Origin of the sequence: Maribacter sp. HTCC2170 (genome assembly GCF_000153165.2) — a bacterium.
Taxonomy (GTDB): Bacteria; Bacteroidota; Bacteroidia; order Flavobacteriales; family Flavobacteriaceae; genus Maribacter_A.
The window spans coordinates 3,081,896-3,099,788 of sequence record NC_014472.1; the positions used below are offsets into that span (position 1 = coordinate 3,081,896).

The following is a 17,893-nucleotide window of genomic DNA, read 5'->3' on the forward strand; positions in this document are numbered from 1 at the left end:
GTTAGTCCGTGTTTGACCCTTATCATTTTATTGATAAATTATTATAATTCTCTAACCCCTTCATTAACCAATTTCTATATTCTTCACTGTCCGCACTTTGCATTGCACTGTTCAACACCTCTAAATCAGGTGATAACAGCACATAATAGGGTTGTGAAGCCGAATTAAAATTTATTGTCTGGAAAGTACCCCACTTCTCCCCTATGGTCTTAATACTCTTGACACGACCTGAATCGAATTTAAAATCAAATTGTTCTTCTGATGAAAGTTCTTTACGATCATCTATATAAAGTGAAATCAGTACATAATCTTCTTTTAGCAATGGATAAATATCAGATTCGCTCCATACATTTTCCTCCATCTTTCGGCAATTAACACAGGCCCAACCGGTAAAATCGAGAAGAATGGGTTTATTGACAGATTTTGCATAGGTGACACCTTCTTCAAAATCTTTATAACAATCGATCCCCAATGGGCAATCACTTTCCGTCTCAAAGACACTATAAAAATCCGGTGGTGGAAAACCACTCAACAACTTAAGATTAGTTATGTTGGTAAGTCCTAGAACTAAATATATAGTAAAGGCAAAGCTTACAATTCCCGTAATTTTTCTACCCGCAGACAACTTTTGTTTAGGCCCATCGTGTTTAAATCTAAAAACACCGAAAAGATAGAGCGTGAGCAGCACAAAAAGTAAAATCCAAATACCCAAGAAAATCTCTCTTTTGAAAATACCCCAATTGCCAACCAAATCGGCATTGGAAAGGAACTTGAATGCAAGTGCCAATTCCAAGAACCCCAGCACTACTTTAACGGTGGTCATCCACCCACCTGATTTAGGGAGGGAATTTAACCAAGCTGGGAACATCGCGAATAAGGCAAAGGGCAATGCCAAAGCTACTCCAAAGCCTGTCATACCAGCTGAGAGGTTATAGGCCACTTCTCCTTCAGCTAAAGTCGTACTACCCAACAAACCACCTAATATGGGACCTGTACAGGAAAATGAAACTATGGCCAGAGTAACCGCCATAAAAAAGATGCCTATGCCCCCTCCTACCTTCGTCGAGGCAGCATCCATTTTATTTGCCCAAGAACTGGGTAAGGTCAATTCGTAATACCCAAAAAAGGAAAAAGCAAAAAACACGAATATGATGAAAAAGAACAAATTCAGCCAAATATTGGTCGCAATGGTATTCAATATCTGCGAGTCGACCGAATCGAAAATATGAAAGGGAAGGCTCAACAAAAAGTATATTAATACAATAAAGAAACCATATAAAATAGCATTGAAAATACCCTTCGACTTATTTCCCGTTTGTTTGGTAAAGAAAGAAACCGTCAAAGGAATCATGGGAAAAACACAGGGTGTCAATAAAGCAATTAATCCCCCTAAAAAGCCTAGTCCAAATACAACCCACAATGATGACTTACCATTTGAACTTTCATTACCGGTATTTAAAATCTCTTTGTTCTTAAGGTTTATTTTTAACGCATCACCCATTGCCAAGCTTCGATCGTCACTGTCTTAATCACTGTTACGGCCTCGCCGCCATCCAGAGCAAAGTGAAAATCTTTATCAACCGCGATACAGACTTCCTTACATACTTGATAAAAAAGGTTAACGTCTATTTGACGTACCTCTGTATTCAACAATTTAACACGTTGCTTAAAAACCACGTTCTTTTTAAAAAACGTTTCGTCAACCTCAAAAATATCGCTGTATTCCGTTTGGGTCTGACTTTCTTGGGTACCACCGACCAATTCATAATCAACCCCATTCTTTTCGTAAGTGAACTCACTGGGCAAAGAACCACCGTCTGCTGTAAATTGAGAATACACATGCCACCCTTCAAATATCTTTCCCCGTATGACAAGTTCATATTCGGTTTCAGAAATCTCATTGACTTCTTGCGACCACAACACTGGGTTGTCATCATCCTGAGAAAACATAGATATACTACTGAATATCAATATTATAAATACAAAAAGATGCTTCATTAATTCAATATTATTTTTACTGCTTTCTTTGTTTTACTGGTAACTCTAAACCGATCATCGGCCCGTCTCCCAACTACCCAAATTATATCCTGCGATGAACATAACAACCACTGGCTATCCTTTTCAATGAGGCTCAGCTTCTCGTCTTTAAAGTACTTGGACACTTTTTTTCGACCAACCATGCCAAAAGGATAAAAATAGTCGCCTTTTTGCCATTTTCTTAACACCAATGGATACTTTAACGTTTCTTTATCTACATATAGTACACTAGCGTTGGTCTCTTCAATATTGTTGACACTAACAATTGATAAACTTATAGGTACGTCAATATGATCCGTAGATTCATCAATTTCGTAATTGAATTCAACCTTATCCATGGAGCCACTTAGCAAAAGTTCATCCCTATCTTTTACCAATCTATGGGTTTTGGAATAAATGGTCTTGCCACTCATTGCATTTAAAAGAAGTTTCACATCTTCCCACTCTGTAAACCCATATTCATTAAAAAGTCCATATAAATAAGCATCCAAGGGCTTTAAGACCTTCAAAGGCTCAATGGGAATACGAATAAGTTCTCCTTCAATCGTAAAGAGCTTCGCCTTAACTTGGTTTAAATGACCATCGGAAATGTCTGAAGCCTGCCTCAAATACTTTTGGGTAATACGAAAATTGTTACTGAAAGTAGGGTGGAGTTCTTTTAATCGTGGCACAATTTCATGCCTTATCTTATTACGAAGGTACTTAGTTTCTTTATTGCTTTGATCCTCACGCCATTCGATATTACTCTGTTTGGCGTACTCCATGATCTGCAGTCTTGAAAATGCAAGCAGCGGTCTTGATATTTCGTTTGTTTTAGACGGAATTCCCGTTAACCCTTTTATTCCGGTTCCTCGCGAAAGATTTATTAGGAATGTCTCTATATTATCATCTGCATGATGTGCGGTCACTAAAGTTTTAATACTATGTTGCTTCTTTAGGCTCTTAAACCACTCGTAACGCATTTTTCTAGCAGCCATCTGAATTGATACACCTTGCTCGTTAGCATATTCAAGGGTGTCAAAACATATTACAAAACAAGGCACCTTCAAAATCTCTGCCAATTCCTTGACAAATCTTTCGTCCTTATCACTTTCAATATCACGTAGCTTGAAATTACAATGTGCCAATGAAAAATCCAGTCCAAGCTCTGAGCATAGATGAGCTAAAACTACGCTGTCCAATCCACCACTACAGGCCAATAAAAATCTACTTTGAAGTAATTCTGGAAAGTGGTTTTCAATATGTTCTCTAAATTCATTCAGCACAATGCAAAAATACTTAAAGTTGTTGCCTCAGCCAATTCTGAATTACATTCAGCACTTCTTCCCGACAAATATCATTGTGCAGTTCATGATACCCTTCATCAATTAGTTTTAAGGTCGTGACCTCACAATTTTCATGAAATTCCTCAGTACCCGTAAAATCTATAATAGGATCCCCTGTGCCGTGTAACAAAAGGGTATTGGAATTTAAGTTTGAAGCGTTTTGAATTGCCCATTCCCCTGCGTCAATAATTGGAAAAGAAAACATAGGGCTTACTTTGTCATGAACCAACGGGTCTGACTTATATTTTTCAACTTCCATCGGTATTCTTGAAATTCCGCTTGGATCCAAGCCAGACGGTAATGTCAAAGAAGGCCAAACGTTTAGCATAGCTTTTCCGAGAATCATTTTCCATTTCGGAGGTTGAAACGCCAACCTCAAATACGGACTCGTTGCAATAATGCCTTTTATATTGGTTTTATTCCTCAGCGCATGGTTTAAAACCAAATTACCACCCATACTATGACCGTATAAAAATTGTGCTTTATTAGGGAATAGAGAATTGGCTTTTTCCTGTACTAAACCCAATAATTGCAATAAAGCCATATAACTAGGGCAGTGCCCTTTATTACCTTCGGTCTGGCCATGACCAAAATTGTCATAAACAACCACTGCAAATCCTGTTTTTAGCAACATTGGGATAACATATTCTTCATAGCGCCCAGAATGCTCCCCGAAGCCATGTACCAATATTACAACACCTTTGGTTTCATCAGGTTGAAAGTATCCCGCGTGGATTTTTGTAGTATTAAATTCTAAATCAATTCGTTGGAATTTCATATTTCAAATTTAATTTTTAAATCAAGCTTTCAACTGTTTGAGCTTTCCAAAACCTCTCGCATAGCCTTCGCCTTTAGCAAACACTCCTCATATTCAAACTCAGGTGAAGCCTTCGAGGTTAAGGCACTACCAACAGCATAGGAAACATATTTGTTGCTTTGATTATATAAAATACTTCTAATGACCACATTAAAATCAAAATCATTGTCAGGTGTAAAGTAGCCAACTGCACCACTGTAAAGCCCTCGCTTAAAAGATTCAATCTCTTCAATTATCTGCATTGCCGAAACTTTAGGTGCTCCGGTCATACTTCCCATAGGGAAAGTTTCTTTTATTATTTCAACTGGGTTTTTGTTTTCAGAAACCTGACTTGCAACTGTTGATACCATTTGATGTACCTGTTCATAAGAATAAATCTCACATAGCTCCTCAACTTTTACTGAACCTTTTAATGCGCTTTTAGATAAATCATTTCGGACCAAATCTACAATCATAATGTTCTCAGAACGTTCCTTAGGGTTGGTTTTAAGTGCATCCTTTAGCTCTTCGTCCTCTATAACATTACTAGATCTCTTTGCTGTGCCTTTAATAGGTTGTGAAATAATTTTGTTTCCCTGTTTTCGTAAATAGCGTTCCGGTGAGGTACACATTAGGTATTTGTCGTCCAGTTTTAAGAACGTTGAGAAAGGAGCATTTGAAATAGCGTTGAGATTTTCATAAGTTCTCAACGGATCAATAACCGTACGTTCTGCATAAAATTCTTGACAGAAGTTAGCTTCATATATATCACCACGATGAATACGTTTTAGCATTTCCTCAGCTCCTCGAAAATATTCATCCTTGAAAATTCTCATTTTAATACGGATGTCATGGGTGACCAGGTCAGATTCAATGTAATTTGAAGTATGATTTTCGATGGTAATAAAATCCCCCTCTATCTCATCATTGACCATATTCAAATAGATAAATTCTACCTGATTGCCTTTTACTCTAATAATCTTTTTAGGTTGAAAAAAAAAGAGCTCAGGAAAATTAAGTCCATCGTAATTAGTGGATGACAAAACTTCTACATCATTTTTTAGATCATAAGTAAGATATCCAAAGATCCAATCTTTCGTTTCGGACTGGTATTCCTTTAGATTTTCAAAAGCGTTTTCAGTATCAGTCTGTAAAACGGTCAAAGCATCAACTGCCAAAATTGCATCAAAAGAACTATACGATTCTGTGTGGGAGTTACTATCTAACCAAACCGTTTCATGATATTGCTGTGACCAATTGAGAAGCTGTTCTTTGAAAACAAATATATTGGCTACCTCAAAAGAAAGTTTTGTGCGCAATTTATTATAATTCAGAGATGAATTTTTCCAAAGAGGTAATGTGCGCTTCTTTCAGTTCATTGTTAGTTATACCTTTCTCCTCAACAAAATTATCGTAAAAAGAAGGTAGTGTAAATGTAGCACTGATTTCCCCTCCAACTCTTGGCAACGCATCCATTACATATTCAAGGGCGCTTATCGCCCCTCTCTTGCCTGGTGATGTGGATAACAAAAACATCTTGGTGTTTTCTAAATAGTTTCTATCTGCCCTGGACAACCAATCCAAAACATTTTTAAAATAGGCAGAAGGCCCACTATTGTGCTCATTTACCGCTAGTATCAAAGCATTACAGTCCACAATCTTTTTCTTAAGTTCTTCCAAGGCTTCTGGAAACCCCAATTGCTTTTCACGATCTTCTCCATACATAGGAAATGTTTGGTTCGCCATATTTAAAAGTTCAATATCATGACCATCGACCAACGATGTGGTATATTTCACCAATTTGAAGTTTACAGATGTCGAGGAATTGCTTCCTGCAAAAGCCAATATAGAAGCCATAATTACGTTTAATGGGTTGTGTTCAACGAAAATACCCTAAAATACCTCGTTATGCGAGTATTTTATATAATTTTGCAGCGCAAAACATCCAAACGTATTGTTTTTCAGGTATATACAACTTGATAGATGTTTGAATAAAATTCAATTAGAAACTTAAACAACCTTTGAAAAAGAAAACAGCCAGATTATTTTTTATTGATGCTATGCGAGCATGGGCTATTCTCATGATGTTGCAAGGTCATTTTATTGATGGGTTGTTGGATACGGCTTTTAGAGATAATTCGAACCTCACTTTTAGTATCTGGAAATATTTTAGGGGAATTACCGCACCTGTATTCTTTACGGTATCGGGATTTATATTCACCTTTTTACTTATACGGGTTCCGCAAAATGGATTGAAAAACCCTAGAGTTAAGAAAGGTATTAAAAGAGGTTTGCAACTTATATTCATTGGTTATTTGTTACGAACAAACCTGTTTGGCATCTTAAAAGGTCATGTATATGATGCCTTTTATTTGGTTGATGTCTTACATTGTATCGGGCTTTCTCTGCTGGGGATAATAGGAATTTATTTGTTGTCACAAAAAATTTCAAAATCTGCATTACCTTCTTTGTTGATTATGGCAACCGCTGTTCTTTTTCTTTTTGAACCGGTTTACAATGAGTGGTCTTTTGGGCTACTACCCCAGGCAATTGCCAATTATTTCACAAAAACCAACGGCTCAGTTTTCACCATAATTCCTTGGTTTGGCTATACAACTTTTGGTGCCTTCATGGCGGTGTTGTTTACTCGTTACAAGAATCACAAATATCTTTATGAATACGCCATTACGCTCTGTCTTTTAGTTGGATTGACATTGATTTTCTTTTCCTCAAGTTTCCTTTTAGAGCTTTCAGGATTAACAGGAATTCAAGTATTTGAATCAATTGCTATGAACAATTTCTTGTTCATTCGATTAGGAGATGTCTTTTTGGTATTCGCAGTATTCATGTTATTTCGAAGCTTTATGACCAACTCAACAGTTTTAAAAATAGGTCAAAGTACATTGTCTATCTATATTATCCATTTCATCATATTATATGGGAGTTTTACTGGATTGGGACTATACCGTTTCTTTAATCATGAATTAAACCCTCAAGTAGCAATTTTTGGGGCTATGGCTTTCATGATTGTTTGTTCTTTTGCAGCACTACAGTATGATAAGAATAAAATAGCAATTAAAAGTTCTTTTACGACAGGATCTAAATTCATCATCCAAAACCTCGAGCCCTTGTTCGTATATCTTCAAAAGTCAATAAAGGAACTTGTGGTTAAATTTATACGTCTGCTGGGCATAGTTAAATAAACGAACTACTGGAAATAAAAAAAACCCCGTATCCAAGGATACGGGGTTTTCGTTATGCGTAATACATATCTTAAATATGTAATGCCCTATTTTCAGTTGCTGCGAGTGCAGCTTCTTTTACAGCCTCTGAATACGTTGGGTGTGCATGGCTCATTCTTGCAATATCTTCCGCAGAAGCACGGAACTCCATCGCTGTAACAGCTTCACTTATCAAATCGGCACAGCGAGCACCGATCATATGAACTCCCAAAACTTCATCTGTAGTAGCATCAGCAAGGATTTTCACAAATCCATCAACATCCATACTTGCTCGTGAACGTCCTAACGCGCGCATTGGAAACTGCCCTGTCTTATAGTTAATTCCTGCTTCTTTCAATTCTTCTTCAGTTTTACCAACGGCAGCAACTTCTGGCCACGTGTAAACAACTCCAGGAATAAGATTATAATCTATATGAGGTTTTTGGCCAGCCATATACTCAGCAACCATCGTACCTTCTTCCTCTGCTTTATGCGCCAGCATTGCACCGCGAACCACATCACCAATTGCAAAAATATTGGGCACGTTGGTTTGCAAGTGATTGTTTACCTCTACTCGACCCCTATCATCCAATTTAACTCCGGCAGCCTCGGCATTCAATCCATCGGTAAAAGGACGTCGCCCAACAGAAACCAAGCAATAATCACCTTTTAAGGTAACTTCTTCCCCTTTTTTATTATCGGCCTTAACTATTACCTCGTCACCTTTTCTTTCAACAGATTTAACTTTATGGGAAAGGTGGAACTTCACCTTTTGCTTTTTCATGCTCTTCATTAATTCCTTGGACAAACCAGCATCCATTGTCGGAATAATTCTATCCATAAATTCAACAACCGAAACATCCGCTCCAAGACGTTTGTAAACCTGGCCTAGCTCTAACCCTATAACACCACCACCAATAACAATCATATGTTTTGGTATCTCATTAAGCTTCAATGCCTCAGTAGAAGTTATCACCCTCTCTTTATCCAATGTAATAAATGGCAAGGTCGACGGTTTTGACCCAGTCGCAATTATTGTTTTCTTGGCCTCAATAGTTTCAGTCTCACCATCATTTTTTGCAATGTTTATATGGGTTGCATCTTTAAAGCTTCCAAGACCCTCATAAACATCAATTTTATTTTTATCCATCAAAAATTGGATTCCCTTGGTGGTCATATCGACCACACCCTGTTTACGGGCAATCATTTTTTGAAGATTCACCTTTATTTCCCCAGGAATTTCAATACCATGGTCTTCAAAATGTTTAACCGCATCTTCGTAATGATGTGAAGAATCCAACAAAGCTTTGGAAGGAATACAACCAACATTAAGACATGTACCGCCTAATGTGCTGTATTTTTCAATGATAGCAGTTTTCATTCCTAATTGGGCACAACGAATTGCGGCAACATATCCGCCGGGTCCTGAGCCAATTACGGCTACATCATATTGAGTCATAGTAACAATTGATTTTATTGACCCACAAAATTAGTATTATTTTCCGGTTTTAAATAGGTATTCTGGTAGTATGCTTGACTTCATTTATTACAAATGAACTTTGGGTACTCCCAATGTGATTCAATGCAGTAAGTTTGGTGACCATAAAATCTCTGTAGGCCTGCATATCTCTTACATATATCTTTAAAATATAGTCATAGTCCCCACTGGTATGGTAACACTCCACAACCTCCTGTAACTTAAGCACCTCTTTCTCGAATTGTAAAACGTACTCTTTGGCATGCTGAATCAATTTAACATGGCAAAGAACCACGAATGCCTTATCAACTTTCTTCTTATCTACCAAAGCAACATAATTGGTAATCACATTGGTTTTTTCCAATCTTTTTATACGCTCGTAAACCGCTGTTACAGAAAGATTTAAGTAATTTGCATATTCCTTGGTTGTCTTCTTACTATCCTCCTGTAAAAAGGTCAATAGTTTAATATCTATTTCATCAAAACCCATACTGAATATCTTTCGCTGTTAATGAACATTAAATAACTCTTTTAGTTTAATAATCTACAATATATTATAATTTTAGATTTATTGTCTATATTATCTAATTAATATTGATTATAAAACAACCAATTATTAATTTTAGTGTGTAAAACATAAGTATTATGAAGAATAAAGCGTCAGATAACTTACAGGATCTTCAATATTTTGGAGAATATGGAGGTGTAAATCCATCCATTTCTGATTCATCAACCTATACATTTTTATCGGCCAAAACAATGTTCGACACTTTTGAAGGGAACACAGAAGGTTGCTATTTATACACCAGGCATTCTTCTCCCTCAAATTTATATTTGGGTGAAGCCTTAGCAGCCTTGGAGGGTACTGAAACGGCAAATGTTACCGCAAGTGGAATGGGCGCCATATCCGCAGTTATTATGCAACTTTGTGATTCTGATGACCATATAGTAAGTAGCCGCACGATTTATGGTGGCACCTATGCTTTTATGAAAAACTTTCTGAAAAAATTCAACATCAAGACCTCTTTTGTAGATATAACTAAGGTTGAGTCTGTTGAAAAAGCCATTACCTCTAAAACTAAAATGATCTATTGCGAATCGGTAAGTAATCCGCTTTTGGAAATCGCCGACCTTGAGGCTTTATCTAAATTAGCAAAGAAACATGGTATTCCATTGGTTGTTGACAATACGTTCTCTCCCTTGTCAATTTCCCCAGCCAAACTTGGAGCAGAAATAGTTATTCATAGTCTTACCAAATTCATTAATGGTACAAGTGATTGCGTTGCTGGAGTGGTATGTAGTACTACTGATTTTTGTTTGGGGTTAAAAGATGTAAACAACGGTGCTGGAATGCTCCTTGGCAGTACCTTGGATAGCCTTAGGGCGGCATCAATCTTAAAAAACATGCGCACTCTGCATATTCGTATGAAGAAGCACAGTGAAAATGCCCAGTATTTAGCTCAAAATTTTGAAAAAGATGGTTTAAGGGTTGTTTACCCAGGACTAAAATCGCACCCTGGCCATGAAACTATAAAAAGACTTATGAACCATGAGTACGGCTACGGTGGGTTATTGACTATTGATGTTGGTTCTTTGGAAAATGCAAACGCTCTAATGGAGCTCATGCAAAAGAAAAAATTGGGTTATTTGGCTGTTAGTCTAGGTTTTTATAAAACACTCTTCAGTGCTCCTGGAACATCAACTTCTTCTGAAATCCCGCTGGAGGAACAAGAGGAAATGGGGCTTACGGATGGATTAATTCGTTTTTCTATTGGATTGGATAACGATATACACCGAACTTATGAAATTATGAAAGAATGCATGTTTGAACTAAATATTCTAAATAGCAAGGCATCCGCACTTTAGTCTTGATTAATTGGGAGGTTTGCAGGACTGTTGGTAAAATCGTAATATTACGAACAAACCAAAATTGAACCAATGCCAAAACTAAAACCCAATGCCCATAGACAAAACGAGCATATTGTTGAAAATAAGGAGCTAAGTATCTGGGAAGCATTAATCCCAGTTTTTGCACTTGTTGGAATGCTTGCATATAACGTTTATGTTTTTGGAGATGAAGCCATTGGTGGATCTAACCAGTTTATTCTTTTACTTGGTGGTGCCGTGGCGGCAATAGTTGGTTTCTCAAAAAAAGTTTCTTATAAACAAATGCTGGCTGAAGTGGCCGAAAACGTAAAATCGACCACGGGAGCTTTATTGATTTTATTAATGGTAGGTGCCTTGGCTGGTACCTGGCTTGTTAGTGGAATCATTCCGGCCATGATTTATTACGGATTGCAAATCCTAAATCCAACTATATTTTTAGCCGCATGTGTGGTTATTTGTGCCATTATTTCAATAGCGACAGGCAGTAGCTGGACAACGGCTGCAACAGTGGGAATCGCACTGATCGGTATAGGGGAAGCATTGGGTATTTCACTCGGAATGACCGCAGGTGCGGTACTTTCAGGAGCGTATTTTGGTGATAAATTATCACCAATGAGTGATACAACAAATCTAGCGCCTGCCATGGCGGGTGGTGAATTGTTTGATCATATAAAATATATGTCAATCACTACCATTCCAACAATTTCAGTCACCTTGATTGTTTTCATAATATTGGGTTTTACGATAGAAAGTTCAGGAACAGCAGATACACAGTCCATCTTGAATTCAATAGATACCACCTTTAATGTTAATGGCTGGTTGTTCATTGTCCCGGTTGTGGTAATATTATTGATTATTAAGAAAACGCCACCTTTGGCGGCATTGCTTATAGGCACTTTATTGGGAGCGGTATTTGCTTTGATATTTCAACCTGAAATTGTTGCGGGACTTACGGGAACCAAAGAATTAAACTTTGAATCAGGTTACAAAGGTATTTTAAGAGCAATTACTGTAAAAACACAAATAGCAACAGATAATCCTGCATTGAACGACCTGTTTACCGGAAAGGGAATGGAGGGTATGTTAAGTACTATATGGCTTATTGTATGTGCTATGGTTTTTGGTGGTATTATGGATGGCATAGGTGCATTGTCCAGAATTACAAAATCGCTTTTGAGTATGGCAAAAACAACCTTTGGACTTTTTGCAAGTACGGTGGGGAGTTGCCTTGCATTGAATGTTACAGCTTCTGATCAATATTTGGCAATAGTGGTTCCAGGAAAAATGTTCTCACAAGCTTACGCGGATAGAGGTCTTGCCCCAGAAAATTTGAGCCGTACACTTGAAGATTCGGGTACAGTCACTTCAGTGTTGATTCCTTGGAACACTTGTGGAGCATACCACAGCGGAGTGCTCGGTGTTAGTGTAGCTGACTACTTCCTCTATGCCATATTTAACTGGTTAAGTCCGTTCATGACTTTACTTTTTGCTGCTCTGAATATAAAAATCAAACAGCTCGTCAAAGAAGCATAAATCTGATTTCATATTTTGTTTAAAATCCGAAGTTATTAAATTGACAACTATAGCTGCGATATTTTATCAGCCAAACATTTTTCTTTAGTTCTATTTTCTATTTTCACAAAGAAAACCACTTTTCTTTTTAAGTATTTACAATAGTTATATATCCATTGAATTTACTAATTAACACTTACCATTATATATCTTTTGTGGTGTAATTTTGTGTTAGAATTAATAAACTTTAAATAAAATAATATATGGCATTTGTAGGGAAAAAATTTCCAAACCTAGAGGTTAACGCAATGAATGAAATGGGAGATACTTTTAAACTTAATGTTTTGGAAGAAGCCCAAAAGAATAACAAAAAAGTATTGCTTTTTTGGTATCCAAAGGATTTCACATTCGTTTGTCCTACCGAGTTACGTGCTTTCCAAGCTTCCTTAAAAGAATTTGAAAATAGAAATACCATAGTAATCGGTGCGTCTTGTGATACAGCTGAAGTTCACTTTGCATGGTTGAACACAGCCAAGGATAATGGAGGTATTGAAGGTGTCACCTATCCCCTATTGGCAGATAGCAATAGAAACCTTGCTTCTACTTTGGGCATTTTGGATATCACTAATGAAAGATATGATGAGGAAACAGGTGTTGTAACTGTCGATGGTGATAATGTTACTTATCGCGCAACTTATTTGATTGATGAAGAAGGAACAGTTTTTCATGAGGGCATCAACCATATGCCACTTGGAAGAAATGTAAACGAATATATGCGCTTGATCGATGCGTATACACACGTTCAAGAAAAAGGAGAGGTTTGCCCAGCCAACTGGGAAGAAGGTAAAGATGCAATGACCGCCGATAGGAAAGGTGTTGCTGATTATTTAGCTACACATTCCAATTAACAATAAAGCGGTTTGGCAATCGGTTGGTTCATATAATCGATTGCCAATTCCCTATTCTTTCATCCGTTAAAATCAAATAGTATGCTTCTAGAATTAGAAAAAGATAATTTGAATGAAATCATTGCTGAAAATAAAAACGTAATAGTACAATATTCAGCATCTTGGTGTGGTAATTGTCGAATCATGAAACCCAAATTCAAAAAAGAGTCAACTTTGAATAAAGATATGACTTTCGTGTTGGCGGATGCTGAGAAATTTTCAGAATCCAGAAAATTGGCCAAAGTGGATAATCTTCCAACATTTGCCATTTTCACGGGCGGAGAATTCAAAAATCAAGTCCAGACTAACAAATATGATGTTTTAAAAGAATTGATCAGTGAAGTTACCAGTAATTAAACACCTAACAGGTTTTATAGAAGAGAATGATGAGGACTTCATCATTGAGACAGTTGAGACTTTGGAAGCCCTCACCGAAGTGCCGTCTTTAAAAGATGAGGAACTGGATGTTATTGGAGAATTAATTTCCAACATGTACGGTGCACTTGAAGTCAATAAAGCCATAAAAGATGGAAAGAACAAGAAAGATGCATTGAAGGAATTTATGCAACGGGTTGTAGGATCTATTGATTCTTAACCAATCGTTTAAAAGTTAAGAAAGTCCCATACCCAAAAAGTATGGACTTTTTTATTGGATAATCTTCACATATCAATCTTAAATTTTTTAATTTCACATTTCATTTAAAACTGAACATTATGGCTACCGTTACACTTAAAGGAAATGAAATACATACAATAGGCAACTTACCATCAGTTGGGAGTTCTGCACCTGCGTTTGATCTTACAATGACTGATTTATCTTCACGGTCTTTATCTGATTATGAAGGTAGAAAATTGGTTCTAAATATATTCCCAAGTATCGACACTGGTACTTGTGCTGCTTCTGTAAGGCAATTCAATGAAGAAGCTGCCGAATTGGAAAACACAATTGTTCTCTGCATTTCAAAAGATTTACCATTTGCGCAAACTCGTTTCTGTGGCGCTGAAGGAATTGAAAATGTGGTAATGCTATCAGATTATAAAGATGGTAATTTTGGCAAATCATATCAAGTTGAATTAACAGATGGCCCATTGCAAGGTCTACTTTCAAGATCAGTGGTGGTTGTGAATGAAAATGGCAATGTAGTGTATACAGAGCAGGTGACTGAAACCGTTGAAGAGCCGAACTACAAAGCTGCTCTAGAAGCATTGATGGATGCCTAAGGAATCTTTTTTACAAAATAGAATCCGCGGTGTGGGCTATGCCCTAAAAGGAGCAATTCTCTTAGTTAGAACCGAAGCAAGTATAAAAATTCAAGTTTTTATTGCTTTGATAGTTACCGCCGGCGGATTCTATTTTGATATATCCACTGCTGAATGGATTGTCCAGATTTTTGCCATTGCCATGGTAATGGGCATCGAAGGTCTAAATACGGCAATTGAAAAGTTATGTGATTTCGTGCACCCAGAATTCGAAGAAAAAATCGGTTTTATAAAAGATATTTCCGCGGGAGCCGTAATGCTGGTATCGATAGCTGCAAGCATAATTGGCCTCATCATCTATATACCCAAGATTTTTTAAAACATTCATGACTTTGGCATAGATAGTAAATTTGTATTTTTGCCCCTAGAATTCATCAATTAATGGCAAAAAAAAGGAGAAAGTCAAGATCCAAGACCACAAAAAAGGGGTTTTCTTTAAAATTATCCAAACAAAACAAAATTATACTAGGAAGCCTTTTGATGCTTTTTAGTGTCGCTTTGTTCTTTTCTTTTATCTCCTTTTACTTTACTTGGCAAGATGATCAAAGCTTATTATCTGAATTCGCCAATCGCAATGAACAAGCCAAAAACCTATTAAATAAGTTTGGTGCGAGTGTAAGTCATTTCTTTATGTACAAAGGTTTTGGATTGGCCTCTCTTATCTTTCCTTTTTTATTGTTCTACACGGGCCTTTATATGTTTCTAAGTCTAACAAAACAAGGTTTACTTAAAAAGTGGATCTGGGGACTTGTGTTTTTAATTTGGATATCTATTACCTTAGGTTTCTTTGCCATCGATAAACCCCTATTAGGTGGCCTTGTAGGTTATGAAATGAATGATTTTCTACAGGATTATGCTGGCAAAATAGGTGTTTTACTGCTACTCTTATTTGGTTTGATTTTCATATTGGTTAGATTATTTCAATTTACACCAGATGCTATTTTTGAATTTTTCAAAACTAAAAAAGAATCTATTGCTTCTGAATTCAAGAAGAAATCTGCAGACATAGGTTCTACCATTGAATTTGATAAAGAGGATAATTCACCGGTAATTATTGACACCTATACCCATAAAGAAGATATTCCTCCTTTGGAAAAAGAAAAGGTCAAAGACGATTTTGAAGTGACCCTCCCAAAGGAAGAAGTTATTGAGGAAGAGGTTTTGGCCATGGAGGTTGAAAAGATTGTTGAGGAAAAGGAGGAAAAGGATAATATTGCTGATAAACTGGTTGATGATTTTGGCGAATTTGACCCAACACTTGAATTGGGCAACTATAAATTCCCAACAATTGATCTTTTGGCTCAACATGGTACTTCAGGGGGAATTACTATAAATCAAGAGGAACTAGAGGAAAACAAGAACAAAATTGTTGATACCCTTAAGAATTATAAAATCGGTATTGCCCAGATTAAAGCTACTATAGGTCCCACTGTCACGCTTTACGAAATAGTTCCAGAGGCCGGTGTTAGAATATCGAAAATCAAAAATCTTGAGGATGACATTGCCCTGTCGTTAGCCGCCCTGGGAATAAGGATCATTGCTCCAATTCCTGGAAAAGGCACAATAGGTATTGAAGTGCCAAACAAAAAACCCACAGTCGTTTCTATGCGTTCTGTAATTGCTTCTAGCAAATTTCAAAAGGCGGAAATGGAGCTACCAATTGCTTTTGGTAAAACCATTAGTAATGAAACTTTTGTGGTCGATTTAGCAAAAATGCCGCATATGCTAATGGCCGGAGCTACTGGTCAAGGTAAATCGGTAGGTTTAAATGCTGTCATTACTTCCTTATTATATAAAAAGCATCCTGCAGAGGTCAAATTTATTCTTGTAGACCCTAAGAAAGTAGAGCTTACACTATATAATAAGATAGAAAGGCATTTCTTGGCTAAACTACCTGATTCTGAAGAAGCAATTATTACAGACAACACAAAAGTGATCAATACATTGAATTCGCTTTGTATAGAAATGGACAATCGGTACGAATTACTGAAACTAGCTATGGTTCGTAACCTCAGGGGAATATAATACCAAGTTCAAGGGCCAGAAAATTAAATCCAAATGATGGACATAAGTTTCTTCCTTATATCGTACTGGTAATTGATGAATTTGCCGATTTGATCATGACCGCTGGTAAAGAAGTGGAAACTCCAATTGCAAGACTGGCACAGTTGGCAAGGGCAATTGGTATTCATTTGATTATTGCGACCCAGAGACCGTCCGTGAACGTTATTACTGGAATAATCAAAGCAAACTTCCCGGCACGTATCGCATTCAGGGTAACTTCAAAAATAGATTCCAGAACAATTTTGGATGCCCAAGGTGCTGACCAATTGATTGGTCGTGGCGATATGCTTTTCACCCAGGGCAACGAGGTAACGCGTTTGCAATGTGCTTTTGTTGACACTCCGGAAGTCGAAAAAATTACAGAATATATAGGTTCACAACGAGCTTATCCCCAAGCCCATGAATTACCAGAGTACGTAGGAGAAGATTCTGGCACAAGTATTGATTATGAAATAAGCGAAAGAGACGCAATGTTTAGAGATGCCGCACAAGTAATTGTCATTGCTCAACAAGGATCCGCCTCTTTATTACAACGAAAACTAAAACTGGGCTACAATAGAGCCGGTCGTATTATTGACCAATTGGAAGCTGCTGGTATCGTTGGACCTTTTGAAGGTAGTAAAGCAAGACAAGTTTTGGTACCGGATATGATAGCATTAGATCAATTATTGAATAACGAGTCAAATAAAACATAATGAAGAAGATAGTTTTAGTCGCCATTGCACTTTTTGCCCTTAACATGGGTACAGCCCAGAATTCTGAAAAAGCAAAAGCTTTATTGGATGATGTATATGATAAGGTACAAGGGTATGATAATATTTTTGTTGATTTCAAATATGTCTTAAATAATCAAGAAGCTGGGATAAATGATGAAACAAGAGGGGATGTAACCATGCAGAGTGATAAGTATGTCGCAAACTTTTTTGGTGCGCAACAATTGTATGATGGCAGCAAAGTATACACGATAGTTCCTGAAAATGAAGAAGTTACCATTGAGGATAAGTCCAATGATGAAGATACTATCACCCCATCAAAGATGTTGACATTTTATCGACAGGGACATACCTACCAGTGGGATATTCTTCAAAATGTACAAGGTAGAAAAATACAGTTCATCAAACTTATCCCAATAGATACCAATACAGAGATTCAATCTATTCTTTTGGGAATAGATGCCGAAACAAAGCATATATTCAAGGTTATAGAGACTGGTAAAAATGGTACAGCCACCACTATTACTGTTAATTCTTTTAAAACAAACCAGCCTTTATCAAAAACCTTATTTACTTTTGATGAGAACAAGTACAAAGACGAAGGGTACTACATCATAAGAAATTAGACCATTGAGAATACTAGACCGATATATT

15 protein-coding genes and 2 pseudogenes are annotated in these 17,893 nt (G+C 36.9%); 10 read left to right on the forward strand and 7 right to left on the reverse strand.

What is annotated here, in order from left to right; genetic code table 11:
- Positions 1–22: 22 nt before the first annotated feature.
- The 5 genes and pseudogenes from FB2170_RS13430 to FB2170_RS13450 all read right to left on the reverse strand — a co-directional run bounded on the left by FB2170_RS13430 (position 23) and on the right by FB2170_RS13450 (position 6,015).
- Positions 23–1,998: pseudogene (locus tag FB2170_RS13430) on the reverse strand (cytochrome c biogenesis protein CcdA).
- Complete coding sequence (gene tilS, locus FB2170_RS13435) at positions 1,998–3,302, reverse strand: tRNA lysidine(34) synthetase TilS (protein ID WP_013307118.1); 1,305 nt, start codon at positions 3,300–3,302, stop codon at positions 1,998–2,000. The pseudogene FB2170_RS13430 and the gene tilS overlap by 1 nt, the downstream one beginning before the upstream one ends.
- Before the next feature lie 13 nt (positions 3,303–3,315).
- Positions 3,316–4,140: an alpha/beta hydrolase gene (locus tag FB2170_RS13440; protein ID WP_013307119.1), complete on the reverse strand. Its 825-nt coding sequence runs from the start codon at positions 4,138–4,140 to the stop codon at positions 3,316–3,318.
- Between the two features lie 29 nt (positions 4,141–4,169).
- On the reverse strand, positions 4,170–5,477 hold the full coding sequence (locus FB2170_RS13445; RefSeq protein ID WP_013307120.1) for an anthranilate synthase component I family protein: 1,308 nt from the start codon (positions 5,475–5,477) through the stop codon (positions 4,170–4,172).
- A gap of 4 nt (positions 5,478–5,481) precedes the next feature.
- Positions 5,482–6,015: an NADPH-dependent FMN reductase gene (locus FB2170_RS13450; RefSeq protein WP_013307121.1), complete on the reverse strand. Its 534-nt coding sequence runs from the start codon at positions 6,013–6,015 to the stop codon at positions 5,482–5,484.
- A 164-nt stretch (positions 6,016–6,179) separates the two neighbouring features.
- Between FB2170_RS13450 and FB2170_RS13455 the strand changes: the two genes are divergently transcribed.
- Positions 6,180–7,361, forward strand: a complete 1,182-nt coding sequence (locus FB2170_RS13455) for an acyltransferase family protein (RefSeq protein WP_013307122.1) — start codon at positions 6,180–6,182, stop codon at positions 7,359–7,361.
- A 70-nt stretch (positions 7,362–7,431) separates the two neighbouring features.
- Here the strand turns inward: FB2170_RS13455 and lpdA are convergent, their stop codons facing one another.
- Together lpdA and FB2170_RS13465 are read right to left on the reverse strand one after the other, a co-directional pair.
- Positions 7,432–8,838: a dihydrolipoyl dehydrogenase gene (gene lpdA / locus FB2170_RS13460; protein ID WP_013307123.1), complete on the reverse strand. Its 1,407-nt coding sequence runs from the start codon at positions 8,836–8,838 to the stop codon at positions 7,432–7,434.
- Positions 8,839–8,887: 49 nt separating this feature from the next.
- Positions 8,888–9,346 carry an Lrp/AsnC family transcriptional regulator gene (locus tag FB2170_RS13465; protein WP_013307124.1) on the reverse strand — a complete coding sequence of 153 codons (459 nt, stop codon included), beginning with the start codon at positions 9,344–9,346 and terminating at the stop codon, positions 8,888–8,890.
- Positions 9,347–9,501: 155 nt separating this feature from the next.
- Here FB2170_RS13465 and FB2170_RS13470 point away from each other — a divergent pair, with 155 nt between their 5' ends.
- The 9 genes and pseudogenes from FB2170_RS13470 to FB2170_RS13510 all read left to right on the forward strand — a co-directional run bounded on the left by FB2170_RS13470 (position 9,502) and on the right by FB2170_RS13510 (position 17,865).
- Positions 9,502–10,722, forward strand: a complete 1,221-nt coding sequence (locus FB2170_RS13470; RefSeq protein WP_013307125.1) for an aminotransferase class I/II-fold pyridoxal phosphate-dependent enzyme — start codon at positions 9,502–9,504, stop codon at positions 10,720–10,722.
- 72 nt (positions 10,723–10,794) lie between these two features.
- Positions 10,795–12,276, forward strand: a complete 1,482-nt coding sequence (gene nhaC / locus FB2170_RS13475; protein ID WP_013307126.1) for a Na+/H+ antiporter NhaC — start codon at positions 10,795–10,797, stop codon at positions 12,274–12,276.
- A 242-nt stretch (positions 12,277–12,518) separates the two neighbouring features.
- On the forward strand, positions 12,519–13,163 hold the full coding sequence (locus tag FB2170_RS13480; RefSeq protein ID WP_013307127.1) for a peroxiredoxin: 645 nt from the start codon (positions 12,519–12,521) through the stop codon (positions 13,161–13,163).
- An 81-nt stretch (positions 13,164–13,244) separates the two neighbouring features.
- Positions 13,245–13,559: a thioredoxin family protein gene (locus FB2170_RS13485; RefSeq protein ID WP_013307128.1), complete on the forward strand. Its 315-nt coding sequence runs from the start codon at positions 13,245–13,247 to the stop codon at positions 13,557–13,559.
- Entirely contained in the window at positions 13,540–13,797 is a 258-nt protein-coding gene (locus FB2170_RS13490) for a DUF6952 family protein (RefSeq protein WP_013307129.1), read from the forward strand. Before FB2170_RS13485 ends, FB2170_RS13490 begins: the two co-directional genes overlap by 20 nt.
- A 119-nt stretch (positions 13,798–13,916) precedes the next feature.
- The gene (gene tpx / locus FB2170_RS13495; RefSeq protein ID WP_013307130.1) at positions 13,917–14,423 is read left to right on the forward strand and encodes a thiol peroxidase; all 507 of its coding nucleotides are present in this window, start codon (positions 13,917–13,919) and stop codon (positions 14,421–14,423) included.
- Complete coding sequence (locus FB2170_RS13500; RefSeq protein ID WP_013307131.1) at positions 14,416–14,781, forward strand: diacylglycerol kinase; 366 nt, start codon at positions 14,416–14,418, stop codon at positions 14,779–14,781. Before tpx ends, FB2170_RS13500 begins: the two co-directional genes overlap by 8 nt.
- 62 nt (positions 14,782–14,843) lie before the next feature.
- Positions 14,844–17,221: pseudogene (locus FB2170_RS13505) on the forward strand (DNA translocase FtsK 4TM domain-containing protein).
- Complete coding sequence (locus FB2170_RS13510) at positions 17,221–17,865, forward strand: LolA family protein (protein WP_013307132.1); 645 nt, start codon at positions 17,221–17,223, stop codon at positions 17,863–17,865. The pseudogene FB2170_RS13505 and the gene FB2170_RS13510 overlap by 1 nt, the downstream one beginning before the upstream one ends.
- The last annotated feature ends 28 nt before the right edge of the window (positions 17,866–17,893 follow it).

Excerpts from the sequence above, each read along its gene's own strand:
- FB2170_RS13450 (WP_013307121.1), bottom strand. The coding sequence starts at position 6,015 with ATGGCTTCTATATTGGCTTTTGCAGGAAGCAATTCCTCGACATCTGTA.
- FB2170_RS13485 (WP_013307128.1), top strand. The coding sequence starts at position 13,245 with ATGCTTCTAGAATTAGAAAAAGATAATTTGAATGAAATCATTGCTGAA.
- FB2170_RS13480 (WP_013307127.1), top strand. The coding sequence starts at position 12,519 with ATGGCATTTGTAGGGAAAAAATTTCCAAACCTAGAGGTTAACGCAATG.
- tpx (WP_013307130.1), top strand. The coding sequence starts at position 13,917 with ATGGCTACCGTTACACTTAAAGGAAATGAAATACATACAATAGGCAAC.
- nhaC (WP_013307126.1), top strand. The coding sequence starts at position 10,795 with ATGCCAAAACTAAAACCCAATGCCCATAGACAAAACGAGCATATTGTT.
- FB2170_RS13440 (WP_013307119.1), bottom strand. The coding sequence starts at position 4,140 with ATGAAATTCCAACGAATTGATTTAGAATTTAATACTACAAAAATCCAC.
- FB2170_RS13510 (WP_013307132.1), top strand. The coding sequence starts at position 17,221 with ATGAAGAAGATAGTTTTAGTCGCCATTGCACTTTTTGCCCTTAACATG.
- FB2170_RS13500 (WP_013307131.1), top strand. The coding sequence starts at position 14,416 with ATGCCTAAGGAATCTTTTTTACAAAATAGAATCCGCGGTGTGGGCTAT.
- FB2170_RS13470 (WP_013307125.1), top strand. The coding sequence starts at position 9,502 with ATGAAGAATAAAGCGTCAGATAACTTACAGGATCTTCAATATTTTGGA.
- lpdA (WP_013307123.1), bottom strand. The coding sequence starts at position 8,838 with ATGACTCAATATGATGTAGCCGTAATTGGCTCAGGACCCGGCGGATAT.
- FB2170_RS13465 (WP_013307124.1), bottom strand. The coding sequence starts at position 9,346 with ATGGGTTTTGATGAAATAGATATTAAACTATTGACCTTTTTACAGGAG.